General features: G+C 60.6%; 16 protein-coding genes. 12 read left to right on the top strand and 4 right to left on the bottom strand.

The window, feature by feature from the left end:
* The first annotated feature begins 71 nt into the window (after positions 1–71).
* From PAQ31011_RS25025 to tatC, 11 genes are all read left to right on the top strand, one after another.
* Complete coding sequence (locus PAQ31011_RS25025; protein ID WP_039393607.1) at positions 72–698, top strand: MarC family protein; 627 nt, start codon at positions 72–74, stop codon at positions 696–698.
* Complete coding sequence (gene hisH, locus PAQ31011_RS25030) at positions 695–1,336, top strand: imidazole glycerol phosphate synthase subunit HisH (RefSeq protein ID WP_039393605.1); 642 nt, start codon at positions 695–697, stop codon at positions 1,334–1,336. The genes PAQ31011_RS25025 and hisH overlap by 4 nt, the downstream gene beginning before the upstream one ends.
* A gap of 191 nt (positions 1,337–1,527) precedes the next feature.
* A complete protein-coding gene (gene hisA / locus PAQ31011_RS25035; RefSeq protein WP_150578333.1) occupies positions 1,528–2,277 on the top strand; it encodes a 1-(5-phosphoribosyl)-5-[(5-phosphoribosylamino)methylideneamino]imidazole-4-carboxamide isomerase in 750 nt (249 codons plus the stop codon).
* Between the two features lie 38 nt (positions 2,278–2,315).
* Positions 2,316–3,089: an imidazole glycerol phosphate synthase subunit HisF gene (gene hisF, locus PAQ31011_RS25040; protein WP_039393600.1), complete on the top strand. Its 774-nt coding sequence runs from the start codon at positions 2,316–2,318 to the stop codon at positions 3,087–3,089.
* Positions 3,090–3,115: 26 nt separating this feature from the next.
* A complete protein-coding gene (gene hisI / locus PAQ31011_RS25045) occupies positions 3,116–3,514 on the top strand; it encodes a phosphoribosyl-AMP cyclohydrolase (protein WP_039393598.1) in 399 nt (132 codons plus the stop codon).
* A gap of 5 nt (positions 3,515–3,519) precedes the next feature.
* Positions 3,520–3,876, top strand: coding sequence for a phosphoribosyl-ATP diphosphatase (locus tag PAQ31011_RS25050; RefSeq protein WP_046293169.1), 357 nt, complete (start codon positions 3,520–3,522; stop codon positions 3,874–3,876).
* Positions 3,877–4,098: 222 nt separating this feature from the next.
* Positions 4,099–4,416: a DUF4870 family protein gene (locus tag PAQ31011_RS25055; protein WP_150578368.1), complete on the top strand. Its 318-nt coding sequence runs from the start codon at positions 4,099–4,101 to the stop codon at positions 4,414–4,416.
* Positions 4,417–4,470: 54 nt separating this feature from the next.
* Positions 4,471–4,845, top strand: coding sequence for a histidine triad nucleotide-binding protein (locus PAQ31011_RS25060; RefSeq protein ID WP_039393594.1), 375 nt, complete (start codon positions 4,471–4,473; stop codon positions 4,843–4,845).
* A 315-nt stretch (positions 4,846–5,160) separates the two neighbouring features.
* A complete protein-coding gene (tatA, locus tag PAQ31011_RS25065; protein WP_150578334.1) occupies positions 5,161–5,403 on the top strand; it encodes a Sec-independent protein translocase subunit TatA in 243 nt (80 codons plus the stop codon).
* A gap of 12 nt (positions 5,404–5,415) precedes the next feature.
* The gene (gene tatB / locus PAQ31011_RS25070; protein WP_150578335.1) at positions 5,416–5,958 is read left to right on the top strand and encodes a Sec-independent protein translocase protein TatB; all 543 of its coding nucleotides are present in this window, start codon (positions 5,416–5,418) and stop codon (positions 5,956–5,958) included.
* Positions 5,959–6,033: 75 nt separating this feature from the next.
* On the top strand, positions 6,034–6,837 hold the full coding sequence (tatC, locus tag PAQ31011_RS25075; protein ID WP_150578336.1) for a twin-arginine translocase subunit TatC: 804 nt from the start codon (positions 6,034–6,036) through the stop codon (positions 6,835–6,837).
* A gap of 223 nt (positions 6,838–7,060) precedes the next feature.
* On the opposite strand, the gene PAQ31011_RS25080 is transcribed toward tatC, so the two are convergent.
* Positions 7,061–8,278 carry a Do family serine endopeptidase gene (locus tag PAQ31011_RS25080; RefSeq protein ID WP_150578337.1) on the bottom strand — a complete coding sequence of 406 codons (1,218 nt, stop codon included), beginning with the start codon at positions 8,276–8,278 and terminating at the stop codon, positions 7,061–7,063.
* 18 nt (positions 8,279–8,296) lie between these two features.
* Here PAQ31011_RS25080 and PAQ31011_RS25085 point away from each other — a divergent pair, with 18 nt between their 5' ends.
* Entirely contained in the window at positions 8,297–9,046 is a 750-nt protein-coding gene (locus tag PAQ31011_RS25085; protein WP_150578338.1) for a Nif3-like dinuclear metal center hexameric protein, read from the top strand.
* A gap of 65 nt (positions 9,047–9,111) precedes the next feature.
* Here PAQ31011_RS25085 and PAQ31011_RS25090 read toward each other — a convergent pair whose 3' ends face one another.
* The 3 genes from PAQ31011_RS25090 to PAQ31011_RS25100 are packed head-to-tail and all read right to left on the bottom strand — an operon-like array spanning position 9,112 to position 12,027.
* Complete coding sequence (locus tag PAQ31011_RS25090) at positions 9,112–10,713, bottom strand: hypothetical protein (RefSeq protein WP_150578339.1); 1,602 nt, start codon at positions 10,711–10,713, stop codon at positions 9,112–9,114.
* An 11-nt stretch (positions 10,714–10,724) separates the two neighbouring features.
* Positions 10,725–11,654, bottom strand: a complete 930-nt coding sequence (locus PAQ31011_RS25095; protein ID WP_150578340.1) for a glycosyltransferase family 2 protein — start codon at positions 11,652–11,654, stop codon at positions 10,725–10,727.
* Complete coding sequence (locus tag PAQ31011_RS25100) at positions 11,638–12,027, bottom strand: GtrA family protein (RefSeq protein ID WP_150578341.1); 390 nt, start codon at positions 12,025–12,027, stop codon at positions 11,638–11,640. The genes PAQ31011_RS25095 and PAQ31011_RS25100 overlap by 17 nt, the downstream gene beginning before the upstream one ends.

Raw genomic sequence — 12,027 nt, forward strand, 5'->3', positions numbered from 1 at the left:
CCGCCGGACGCGAGTCCGGCGCCCCTGCGAAGATTCATCGACCGGCCGGACGCCGGCGCCGTGTGCCCCTTATGACGCTCGACGCCTTCAAGTTCTTCATCTCGTTGCTGGCCCTGATCAATCCGCTCGGGGCGATTCCGCTGTTCATCAGCCTGACGTCCACGCAGACACGGGAAGAGAAGCGCCACACGATCAACGTCGCGGCGATTGCCGTGGCGCTCGTGGTGGCAGGGTCGGGACTGTTCGGCGAGGCGATCATCCGCTTCTTCGGCATCTCGATTGCGTCGCTGGAAGTCGGTGGCGGCGTGATCATGCTGCTTATGGCGGTGAACATGATCAACGCGCAGACCGGGAACACGCGGGCGACGGCGGAAGAGCGTCACGAAGCGGAGGAGCGGCCGAACATCGCCGTGGTGCCGCTGGCGATTCCGCTGCTCACCGGGCCGGGGACGATCAGTACCGTGATCATCTATTCCGGCCGTGCGCACGGCTGGGCGCAGATTCTGGCGCTCATGGCGATCGGCGTGGGGGTGGGTGCGGTGTGTTGGGTGGCGTTGCGCAGTGCCGGTCGCATCGAAGGCTGGCTCGGGCGCACGGGCATCAACATCGGCACGCGCCTGATGGGGTTGATCCTCTCGGCGCTGGCCGTGGAATTCATTATCGATGGTTTGAAAATACTGCTGCCGGGTTTGAGATGAATAAGATTGCGATTGTCGACTACGGAATGGGCAACCTGCGCTCGGTCTATCAGGCGCTGCGTGCCGCAGCCCCGGAGGCCGACGTGAGCATCAGCAGCGACGCCGCCGAGATTCGCGCCGCCGACCGCGTGGTGCTGCCGGGGCAGGGCGCGATGCGCGACTGCATGGGCTGCCTGAACGAGTCGGGCCTGCGCGAGGCCGTCGTCGAAGCCGCCGCCACCAAGCCGATGTTTGGCGTGTGCGTGGGTGAGCAGATGCTGTTCGATATGTCGGACGAAGGCAACACCCCTGCGCTGGGTCTGCTGCCGGGCCGCGTGGTGCGCTTCGATCTCGAAGGTCAGGTGCAGGACGACGGTTCGCGCTTCAAGGTGCCGCAGATGGGCTGGAACCGCGTGCGTCAGACGCAGGGCGCTCACCCGATCTGGGCCGGCGTGCCCGACGACAGCTATTTTTACTTCGTGCACAGCTACTACGTTGTGCCCGCAAAGCCCGAACTGACGGCCGGCGAGACGGTCTACGGTGTGCCCTTTACCTGTGCAGTGGCCCAAGATAATATCTTCGCCACTCAGTTTCACCCGGAAAAGAGCGCCCAGGCGGGCCTTGCGCTTTACCGCAATTTTGCACAGTGGAAGCCCTGATGAAGCCCCGTGCGACGCGCTGGACTCCGGTTTCCTTCCCGAGCGTGCTCTGCATCACGGCTTATACTGTGTCATGTTGATGAACCCGATCCCGACGCGCCGAAGTCCGGCAAGACCGGGGTCGGTTTTATGTTGTCTGCGTAACTTGCGCATTCCTTTTACTTCCCACTAGCGACGTTTCACGATTGCCTATGCTGCTCATCCCGGCCATCGACCTTAAAGACGGTCAATGTGTTCGCCTTAAACAAGGCGACATGGATCAAGCCACCGTATTCTCGGAGGACCCCGCCGCCATGGCTCGACATTGGGTCGAGCAAGGTGCGCGCCGCCTCCATCTGGTGGACTTGAACGGTGCATTTGCTGGCAAGCCGCGTAACGAAGCGGCCATCCACGCCATCATCGAGGAAGTCGGCACCGACATTCCCGTGCAACTGGGCGGCGGCATTCGCGACCTGGGCACCATCGAGCGCTTTCTCGACGCCGGTCTGTCGTACGTCATCATCGGTACGGCGGCGGTGAAGAACCCCGGTTTCCTGCGTGATGCCTGCAGCGCGTTCGGCGGCCACATCATCGTCGGCCTCGACGCCAAGGACGGCAAAGTCGCCACCGACGGCTGGAGCAAGCTCACCGGCCACGAAGTCGTGGATCTGGCGCGCAAGTTCGAGGACTACGGCGTCGAATCGATCATCTACACCGATATCGGCCGCGACGGCATGCTTCAGGGCATCAACATCGAAGCGACGGTGCGCCTGGCGCAGGCCGTGACCGTGCCGGTGATCGCCAGCGGCGGCCTGTCGAATCTGGACGACATCGATGCGCTGTGCAAGGTCGAGAACGAGGGCGTCGAAGGCGTCATCTGCGGCCGAGCCATCTACTCGGGCGATCTGAATTTCTCATCGGCACAAACGCGTGCCGACGAGCTTTCCGAAGGAGCGGCATAAGCGGGACTCCGGCTGCGGCCGTCTCGCGTGCCAACATCATGGCTCTCGCTAAACGCATCATCCCGTGTCTGGACGTGACGGCCGGCCGCGTGGTCAAGGGCGTCAACTTCGTCGAACTTCGCGACGCGGGCGACCCCGTCGAGATTGCCCGCCGTTATGACGAGCAGGGCGCCGACGAACTGACGTTCCTCGACATCACCGCGACCTCCGACGGACGCGATCTCATTTTGCCGATCATCGAAGCGGTGGCCGCGCAGGTCTTCATCCCCCTCACGGTGGGCGGCGGCGTGCGCGAAGTGGCAGACGTTCGCCGTCTGCTCAATGCCGGTGCAGACAAGGTCAGCATGAACTCGTCGGCTGTCGCGAATCCGCAACTGGTCGCCGACGCGGCGGCCAAGTACGGCTCGCAGTGCATCGTCGTGGCGATCGACGCCAAGCGTGTCTCGGCCGACGGTGAAGCCCCGCGCTGGGAAGTCTTCACGCACGGCGGTCGCAAGAACACCGGCCTCGACGCGGTGGCCTGGGCCAAACAGATCGAAGCGCTGGGCGCTGGCGAGATCCTGCTCACGAGCATGGACCGCGACGGCACCAAGAGCGGCTTCGACCTGGCGCTCACGCGCGCTGTGTCCGATGCCGTGAGCATTCCCGTGATCGCCTCGGGCGGCGTGGGTTCGCTGGCCGATCTCGCCAACGGCGTGACCGAAGGCCATGCAGATGCCGTGCTGGCCGCGAGCATCTTCCACTACGGCGAGCACACCGTCGGCGAAGCCAAGCGCTTCATGGCCGATAAGGGCATTTCCGTACGTCTGTAAGGCCTCTGAACGGGACTCGATGCATCATGACGCAAGACTGGCTGGATAAAGTAAGTTGGGACGCACAGGGCCTCGTGCCCGTGATCGCGCAGGAAGTCGGCAGCAACGACGTACTGATGTTCGCCTGGATGAACCGCGAAGCGCTCGCGCGCACCGTGGAGATCGGCGAGGCTGTCTACTACTCGCGCTCGCGCAAGCGTCTGTGGCACAAGGGCGAGGAGTCGGGTCACGTGCAGAAGGTGCATGAGATCCGTCTCGATTGCGACGAAGACGTCGTGCTGCTCAAGGTGACGCAGAACGATGGCATCGCCTGCCACACGGGCCGTCATTCCTGCTTCTTCCAGAAGTTCGAGGGCAACGCCGCGGAAGGTCAGTGGACCACCGTCGAGCCGGTGCTCAAGGACCCGAACAAGATCTACAAGTGATTGCCATGAACGATACGCTCGAGCGTGTTGCCGAAGTGATCGCGTCGCGTAAGGGCGGCGATCCCGACAAGTCGTACGTTGCCCGTCTGTTTCACAAGGGCGACGACGCCATCTGCAAGAAGATCGGCGAAGAAGCGACCGAAGTCGTGCTCGCGGCCAAGGACATTCGCATTGGCGGGGCGGACGATCTGCGTCAGAAGCTCGTCAACGAGACGGCCGATCTGTGGTTCCACTGCATGGTGCTGCTGGCTCACCACGACCTGAGCCCGAACGAAGTGCTTGCCGAACTGGCGCGTCGCGAGGGGCTCTCGGGCCTCGTCGAGAAGGCGCAGCGCGGCACGCGCGGCGAACACGCGGACTGACATCGGCGTCTGCCGCAGTCTCGCGGCAGCACCCCCCCAGCCCACTTTGCGCCCTGCACTCCATTTGTCCGACACTGCCGAGTCCACTGTCGAGTGATCACGCAGGCTCTCAAGAGGAGACGCTTCATGAACGATCCGCAACAATCCGGCGGCCCGGGCCATCCCTATACCGTCAACACGACGACGCTCGCAAATGCGCCGAGCGAAGAGCAGGAACGCGCGATGCGCAAGCTCACGCACGTGCTCTACGCGCTGTATGCGCTGTTCTGGCTCACCGGCGGCGTGACCGCCATCGTGGCCATCATCATCAACTACATCAAGCGCGACGACGCGGCCGGCACGCTGTACGCGTCGCATTTCACCTGGCAAATCCGCACCTTCTGGTGGTCGGTGGTCTGGGCGGTGCTGGGTGTGGCGCTTGCCGTCGTGGTGGTCGGGTTCGCGATTCTCTGGGTGCTGGGCATCTGGACGCTGTACCGGATCGTCAAGGGCTGGCTGTATCTGAACGACAACAAACCCATGTACGCGGCGCGCGCCTGAGGCACGCAGGGCGGCGCTTCGATTCATCAGAGCATTCGAGAGGAAGACACAAGCATGACGCACGACAACTGTATCTTCTGCAAAATCGTCGCTGGGCAGATCCCGAGCGCGCAGGTCTATAGCGACGACGACGTGGTGGTGTTCAAGGACATCAACCCGGCCGCCGATCTGCACCTGCTCATGGTCCCGCGCAAGCATATCGCCACGCTGCAAGACTGCCAGCCGGAAGATCAGGCGCTGCTCGGCAAGATGATGCTGCTCGCGCCGAAGCTGGCCCGCGAGCAGGGCTACGCGTTCGATGGCGACGCATCGAACATCGACGGCAACGGGTTTCGCGTGGTGATGAACACCGGGCCGGGCGGCGGGCAGGAGGTTTATCATCTTCACATGCACATTCTGGCCGGACCGCGGCCGTGGAAGCGCATGTAAGGGCAGCAGAGCTGCGCAAGCGTGGAATAACGCGACGAATTGCCGCGTTATGCGGATGGAACGTGCAACGCACCCGCATCGGGAAAGGTTTCACGAAACATTTATTTCTACCCGGCGCTGCGCCCGGTTACGATGCTGGACGGGACGCGCAATGTGCCACAATGGGGCACATGGTTGCGTACCATGAGTAAAGCGGATGAGTAACACGGGGCAAACATAGCGCACTGCGCCAAAGGCCGAGGAGGCCTGCGCAGTCAGGCTCGATAAAACCTCGTCGCGACGCGGCAGAGGTAGGTAAACGCAAGGAGAGTGGTCATGGGTTCGTTGAGTATTTGGCACTGGCTGATCGTGCTGGTGATCGTGATGATGGTTTTCGGCACCAAGAAGCTGCGCAACATGGGTAGCGATCTGGGCGGTGCAGTGAAGGGCTTCAAGGACGGCATGAAGGAAGGCGAAGCCTCCCCGGCCAAGGAAGACCCGGCGGCTGCCAAGGAACTGCGCGATTCGACCACCATCGACGTGCAGGCCAAGGACGCGAGCAATCACAAGCAAGGCTAAGTCGGCGTCGACATGATCGATCTCGGCCTTTCCAAACTGATGTTGATCGGCGTGGTTGCGCTGGTCGTGATCGGTCCCGAACGCCTGCCCAAAGTGGCACGCACGGCGGGCGCGCTGTTTGGTCGCGCCCAACGCTATATCAACGACGTGAAGGCCGAAGTGAGCCGCGAGATGGAACTCGACGAGCTGCGCAACATGCGCAACCAGTTCGAGGACGCGGCCCGCAGCGCGCAGAACACCGTTCAGAAGCAGTTGCATGAGCAGGAGGCGTCGCTCAACGACGCCTGGGCGAGTGCCACCGGCACGTCGACGAACGAGATCGCCGGAGGCGGCACCGATGCCGCGACCGGGTACTCCGACAGCTACCTGTCCGAACCGGTGGTGACGTCGAGCATCCGTGCGAAACCCAAGCGTCGCAACTGGCGCGTGCGCCGGGCCGCGACGCCCATGTGGTTCAAGCAGGCCAGCACGACGCGCACGCAGGTGCAGTCGGGTGCGGCGCGCGTGGCGCGTCACACGCCGGCCAAGCTGCGTCGGCCCATCAAGTTCTTCTGAGGCCTTCCGAGGCATAATCGCGCCGAACTTCCCGCCATCAGGCACTGTGCTGGCTTCATTCCTGGATAAGTCGACGTGAGCGACGAGAAACAAATCCCCGAAGGGGGCACCGAAGAGACCTTCATCTCGCATCTGGTTGAGCTGCGCAATCGCATCATTCGTGCGGGCACGTCCGTGATCGTGGTCTTCCTGTCGCTGGTCTACTGGGCTCCGGATATCTTCCGGCTGCTCGCCCGCCCGCTCACCCAATCGCTGCCGGCCGACGGCAAGCTGATCGTCACCGATATCACCGGTTCGTTCTTCGTCCCGATGAAGGTCACGTTGATGGTCGCGTTCGTGATTGCGCTACCCATCGTGCTGTATCAGGTCTGGGCGTTTATCGCGCCGGGGCTGTATCAGCATGAGAAGAAGCTGGTGATGCCGCTGGTCGTGAGCAGCTACTCGCTGTTCCTGATCGGCATGGCGTTCGCGTATTTCCTCGTCTTCCCGACGGTGTTCCACTTCATCGCGCACTACAACGCGCCGCTTGGGGCGGAGATGAACACCGATATCGACAATTACCTGAGCTTCGTGCTGACGATGTTCATGGCGTTCGGGGTGACGTTCGAAGTGCCGGTCGTGGTCGTGGTGCTCGCGCGCATGGGCGTGGTGAGCATCGCCAAGCTCAAGCAGATTCGTCCGTACGTGGTGGTGGGGGCGTTCGTGCTGGCCGCCGTCGTCACGCCGCCGGACATCCTCTCGCAGCTGCTGCTGGCTGTGCCGCTCTGTATTCTCTACGAGCTTGGACTGATCGCTGCACGGATCTTCGTCAAACAGGGGCAAGCCCCCAACGGCGAGGACAAAGACAGCGGCGAAGAGGACGGTAAGGCGACCTCCTGATCGGCACCTGACGGGCAACAGAAAAAGCACGGGTTTCGTCCCGTGCTTTTTTGTTGGCTAAAGGGGGGGGAGGCCGGTCGCATGTCATTGAACACTGATGAGCGTGGGCGGTCGTTCGTAGCCCTCGATCATGTCGCTTCGCAGGACAGACGCCCAAACGAAAACGGCTGCGCCGAAGCGCAGCCGTTATTCGTTACCCGGGGTGTTTCGTTTGCCCCGTCGATCAGTCAGCGTTGTTATCGTCGCTGCCGTCGTCCTCGTCCTGCACGGCGCGCTTGGGCGGCGGCGGACGCTTGCCGATGGTCACCGTCAGGTCCAGCTCCTTCTTCTTGCGCGTGACGTGGATCTTGGCCTGCGTGCCCGGCTTGATCTGGGCGATGACGTTGAGCAACTCGGTCGTGTCGCGAATCGACTCGTCGTTCACTTTCGTCAGGATGTCGCCCGGCTGGACGCCGGCCTTGTCGGCCGGACCGCCCTGCACGACGCCCGCGATGATGACGCCGGAGTCCTGTTGCAGGCCGAACGACTCGGCGATGTCCGAAGTAATGTCCTGCGGCTCGACACCGACCCAGCCGCGCGTGACGCCGCCGGTCGTGATGATGCTTTCGAGCACCGAGCGGGCCGTCGACACAGGAATCGCGAAGCCAATGCCCATATTGCCGCCGCTGCGCGAGTAAATCGCCGTGTTGATGCCCAGCAGATTACCGTTCACGTCGACCAGTGCGCCGCCCGAATTGCCGGGGTTGATGGCGGCATCGGTCTGAATGAAGTTCTCGAACGTGCTGATGTCGAGGTGGTTACGGCCCAGCGCGCTGATGATGCCCATCGTGACCGTCTGACCGACGCCGAACGGGTTGCCGATGGCGAGCACTACGTCGCCCACGCGCACCTGATCCATGCGGCCAAGAGTGATGGCGGGCAGATTGTCGAGCGTGATCTTGAGCACGGCGAGATCGGTCTCGGGATCGCTGCCGACCAGCTTGGCGCGGGCTTTGCGGCCGTCGGCGAGGGCGACTTCGATCTCGTCGGCGCCGTCCACCACGTGATGATTCGTGAGAATATAGCCTTCGCTGCTCACGATCACGCCAGAACCGAGGCTCGATACCGGGTCCTGACGCACCGTGCCGCCGCCGTCTCCGAAGAAATAGCGGAACAGCGGATCATCGAGGCGCGGGTCGCGATTCTGCTTTTGTTCCTTGCTGGAAAAAATGCTGACGACCGCGGGCATGGCCTTTTGTGCGCCATCCGCATAGGAGCCTGTTGCCGGTTTGTCGGACAGACTCGGCGCGACTTCCTGCAAGGCGATGATCGGATTGGCGAGTTGCTTGCCGAACGAACCCTGGCGTTGCAGCCACTGAGGCTTGAGAGTGGCGATGATGAAGAGCAACGCAAGCAGCACGGTGACCGCTTGCGCGAACAGTAGCCAGAAGCGTCTGAGCATGAAGAAGCGAGGCCTTATATGAATCGTGTTGAACTCGAATTGTATCTGAACGATACCCTGCAAACCGCGCAATTTCGCGATTACTGCCCGAACGGCCTACAAGTCGAAGGACGCAGCGAGATAAAGAAAATCGCCAGCGGTGTGACCGCCAGCCTGGCGTTTCTCGAAGCCGCGCGCGACTGGGGGGCGGATGCCGTGCTCGTCCATCACGGTTATTTCTGGAAGAACGAAGATGCCCGCATTACCGGGATGAAGCGCAAGCGTCTCGGGTTGCTGATCGGCAACGACATCAGTCTGTTCGCCTACCACCTGCCGCTCGACGCGCATCCCGAACTGGGCAACAACGCCCAACTCGGCAAGTTGCTGGGATTCGCCGACGATGGTGGCCGTTTCGGCCCCGATCAGCTCGGATGGCTCGGCGCGCCCGCGCAACCGATGACGCTGGCGGCCCTTGCGGCTCACGTCGAATCGCAATTGGGACGCAAACCTTTGGTGCTGGGCGACCCAAGCCGTCAGGTGCGCCGGGTGGCGTGGTGTACCGGCGGGGCGCAGGGCTTCTTCGAAGCGGCGATCGCCGCCGGGGCGGACGTATATATCAGCGGTGAGGTGTCAGAACCCACACAGCACCTTGCGATGGAGTGCGGCGTGGGGTATCTGGCGGCAGGGCATCACGCGACCGAACGTGGCGGTGCCCGCGCGCTCGGCGAGCATGTCGCCGAACGCTTCGGACTTGAACATCGATTTTTCGATATGCCGAACCCTGTCTAATTGAAGATTGAATTTATTTCAACCAATCATCGGCTGGGTGTACGACCGAAACGAGGGGCGCGCACTTACGGCGCTCCGGTGTACGGCACCACGCGAACATTGACGATGTGACGGACGTTCGCTTCGAAGTACTTCGGTTCGAAATAGCTTTGTTTGAGCAGGCGGAGTGTGTTGTTCAAACTCAACGGATAACCGGCGCGTTCAATGATGACCTCGCGGGTCGGCTGCCCTGGTTTGACGTCTGCAAGATGATATGAGGCAGTGAATCCGGGGCGGATAACGTCATAGGCATACAGTTCGCAGCTCCCGATTGGCAGACGGCTTTGTTCGTGAAATATCCGGCTGAACATACCGGCGTATTCGTAGAACGACATGCAGCGTCCGCTCCAACTCATATCAGTCGTCGTGTCGCGCATCGAGAACACTTGCCCGCCGCCTGCGCGCAAGTCGGGATTCTGTGCAGCGTTTAGCATGAAGGCATCTTGCTTGAAGGCATCGCCGATATAAAGAACGTTGTCTCGAATGTTGCTTGCGACGAACAAGCCGCAGAGAAGTGCGAGAACAGGGGCGACGGGGAGTCGTGTTGCCCTTCGGGCAACGCTGGCAATGGCAACGAACAGCCAGGCCGCGCCTAGCGGAACAAGCAACTGGTGCCGTGTTTCCCAGCTATTGATGGCGGGCATCTTGCCGACGACAAGGTACGGAAGGACAGCAAGGCCTAACAGCACGACGGCAACCAACAGATTGACCGGAAGAGAAACGAGCGATGGCGACCCCGTCCCATCCGCGCTTGGCTTGCGCACAGACTTCCATATCCAAACACAAATGCCGACGGTGACGACAATCACGATAGTACTCAGCCATTTCTCCGATCCCCCGGCAAGAAGTGCCGCGTTGACGGGATCGATCAGCGTCCCGTGCGTTGCCTGATCGAGACTCGGCAGTGAGAGAAGCGCGTTCTTCAAGCTAATCGTGTTGTAACCGTCATACAGTCCGTATGGCTTGCCCCATTGCTGCTTTGCCAGGAATACAAGCAACGGCAAAACCAGAAAGCCCAGATTGTTGATGACGATTGCGCGCCAGCGAACCCAAGTCGCGCGATCATTGATGCCGAGGTACAACAGGTAGATCGGTAGAACGCCGTAAAACACCAACAACGAATTGACGAGATAGGTCGACGCAAAGAACAACAGCCACGCGATGACACCATAGATCGTTCTACGCGAATTGATGTACGAGACGAACGCAAAGCAGGCAACGAAAAATCCCACATAGGCGATCGCGTAGTGCACCGTCGCAATCAGAATCCGAGCGCCATTCACGGGAAACACCGCGAAGATTATTGTGATGAAGAGGCGCTGGGTCCGCGAAATCGAGGGTATCTGTGCCAGCGTGCCATAAAGGGCAATTGCGGCAACGAGGTAGCAGGCAAATGTCAGGAGACGGTACGCAAAAACCCCGCCCTGTTGAAGAAACAGGTGGATATCCGCAAGGAACGGATACCCTAGCTGGCTCATGCTGTTTTTGATCAGGTCGGGCCGAAGATCGAACCAAACCCAGTCGTCCCAATAAATCCCATGGTTCAGCAGCATTAAACCGTACGCAAGGGCGTACACAACGAACAGAACCGCGATATCCCCCGCGTAACCGGAAACTGCTTTTCTCATCTTCATCCAGCTCAGAAATTGATTCGTTCGGCTTCCACTACAAGCGGCATTTTTCTGACTTGTGTATGGATCGAGGCGACATACTCACCTAATACGCCAATGAAGAAACATTGGACGGCACCAAAGAAGAAGATCCCGATAAGAATCGGTGCCATACCAAGCTGGAATTCGTTCCAGAAGAGCAGCTTTGCGATCAGAAATCCAAACGCGGCAATCAAGCTCAGGATAGCCAGCGCAAATCCGGCCATCGCCATGATTCGAAGCGGCATCTTCGAATGATTCGTAATGCCCAGCATGCCGATGTCGTACAGCGTGTAGAAATTATTCTTGGTAATTCCTCGTGTCCGACGCGGTTGCCGAAACGGCACCGTCGCAATCGGAAAGCCGATCTCGCAGAGCAAACCCCGGAAGTACGGGTACGGGTCCTGAATCGAACGCAATATGTCGAGTACCGCACGATCGAACAAACCGGCACCGGTGGCGTTCTGAATCAGCGGCACTTCAGAAATCCGGGAAATCAGGCGGTAGTAGGCGCGTCTTGCCAGGAACATCAGCTTCGATTCTTCGCTCTCTGGCTTGACTGCGAGGACCGTCTTGAATCCCTCCTCCCACTTCTTGACGAATTCCGCGATCATTTCCGGCGGATCTTGCAGATCGGAAGCAATTAGGACGCAGGCGTCGCCGTTCGCTTGCAGGATCGCGTGATACGGCGATTTGATATGGCCAAAGTTGCGGGCGTTGATAATCACCTTCAGTCGCGGGTCTTCACTCGCAAGCTTGCGCAGCTTGGCAACCGTTCCGTCAGTCGAACAATTGTCGATGCAAATATGCTCGTAGTCGTAAGGCAACGTCGCCATCACGGCGGCGACGCGCGCGTGCAACTCCTCGATGTTGCCTTCTTCGTTGTAGCAGGGGGTGACGATGCTAATGAGCTTTGACATGATGAAATACGAATCGCTTATTCAAGAGGTAAGCGAGCAGCGCCATCGGCAGTAACAGCAGCGCGCCCCCGACTGCCGGCGCAATGCCGGCCAGCGTGAAAAGCCGGATGCCGCTTACGTTCACGGCATAGACAACGCAGTAGCTGAGTACGAACCTGACGATCAGTCGATTGTCGTGAGAACGAAAGACCAGAATCCCGATGGACTTGAAGTTGAAAAGAACGCCAGCAATCGTAGCGAGCAGCAGAGCAGGGGCGTAGTGCACCCCCATCCAAAGCAACAGCGCGAAGCAGCCGTATCCGAACACCGTGTTAATGACACCGACGCATAGGAATCTCATCAGCAGCGCGTGTCGTGCCAAAACGCTCCTCAT

The organism is Pandoraea aquatica (genome assembly GCF_902459565.1).
In the GTDB taxonomy this organism is placed as follows: domain Bacteria; phylum Pseudomonadota; class Gammaproteobacteria; order Burkholderiales; family Burkholderiaceae; genus Pandoraea; species Pandoraea aquatica.

Excerpts from the sequence above, each read along its gene's own strand:
- tatA (WP_150578334.1), top strand. The coding sequence starts at position 5,161 with ATGGGTTCGTTGAGTATTTGGCACTGGCTGATCGTGCTGGTGATCGTG.
- hisA (WP_150578333.1), top strand. The coding sequence starts at position 1,528 with ATGCTGCTCATCCCGGCCATCGACCTTAAAGACGGTCAATGTGTTCGC.
- PAQ31011_RS25090 (WP_150578339.1), bottom strand. The coding sequence starts at position 10,713 with ATGAGAAAAGCAGTTTCCGGTTACGCGGGGGATATCGCGGTTCTGTTC.
- PAQ31011_RS25060 (WP_039393594.1), top strand. The coding sequence starts at position 4,471 with ATGACGCACGACAACTGTATCTTCTGCAAAATCGTCGCTGGGCAGATC.
- tatB (WP_150578335.1), top strand. The coding sequence starts at position 5,416 with ATGATCGATCTCGGCCTTTCCAAACTGATGTTGATCGGCGTGGTTGCG.
- hisI (WP_039393598.1), top strand. The coding sequence starts at position 3,116 with ATGACGCAAGACTGGCTGGATAAAGTAAGTTGGGACGCACAGGGCCTC.
- PAQ31011_RS25100 (WP_150578341.1), bottom strand. The coding sequence starts at position 12,027 with ATGAGGAGCGTTTTGGCACGACACGCGCTGCTGATGAGATTCCTATGC.
- PAQ31011_RS25080 (WP_150578337.1), bottom strand. The coding sequence starts at position 8,278 with ATGCTCAGACGCTTCTGGCTACTGTTCGCGCAAGCGGTCACCGTGCTG.
- PAQ31011_RS25085 (WP_150578338.1), top strand. The coding sequence starts at position 8,297 with ATGAATCGTGTTGAACTCGAATTGTATCTGAACGATACCCTGCAAACC.
- PAQ31011_RS25055 (WP_150578368.1), top strand. The coding sequence starts at position 4,099 with ATGCGCAAGCTCACGCACGTGCTCTACGCGCTGTATGCGCTGTTCTGG.
- PAQ31011_RS25025 (WP_039393607.1), top strand. The coding sequence starts at position 72 with ATGACGCTCGACGCCTTCAAGTTCTTCATCTCGTTGCTGGCCCTGATC.
- hisF (WP_039393600.1), top strand. The coding sequence starts at position 2,316 with ATGGCTCTCGCTAAACGCATCATCCCGTGTCTGGACGTGACGGCCGGC.
- PAQ31011_RS25050 (WP_046293169.1), top strand. The coding sequence starts at position 3,520 with ATGAACGATACGCTCGAGCGTGTTGCCGAAGTGATCGCGTCGCGTAAG.
- hisH (WP_039393605.1), top strand. The coding sequence starts at position 695 with ATGAATAAGATTGCGATTGTCGACTACGGAATGGGCAACCTGCGCTCG.
- PAQ31011_RS25095 (WP_150578340.1), bottom strand. The coding sequence starts at position 11,654 with ATGTCAAAGCTCATTAGCATCGTCACCCCCTGCTACAACGAAGAAGGC.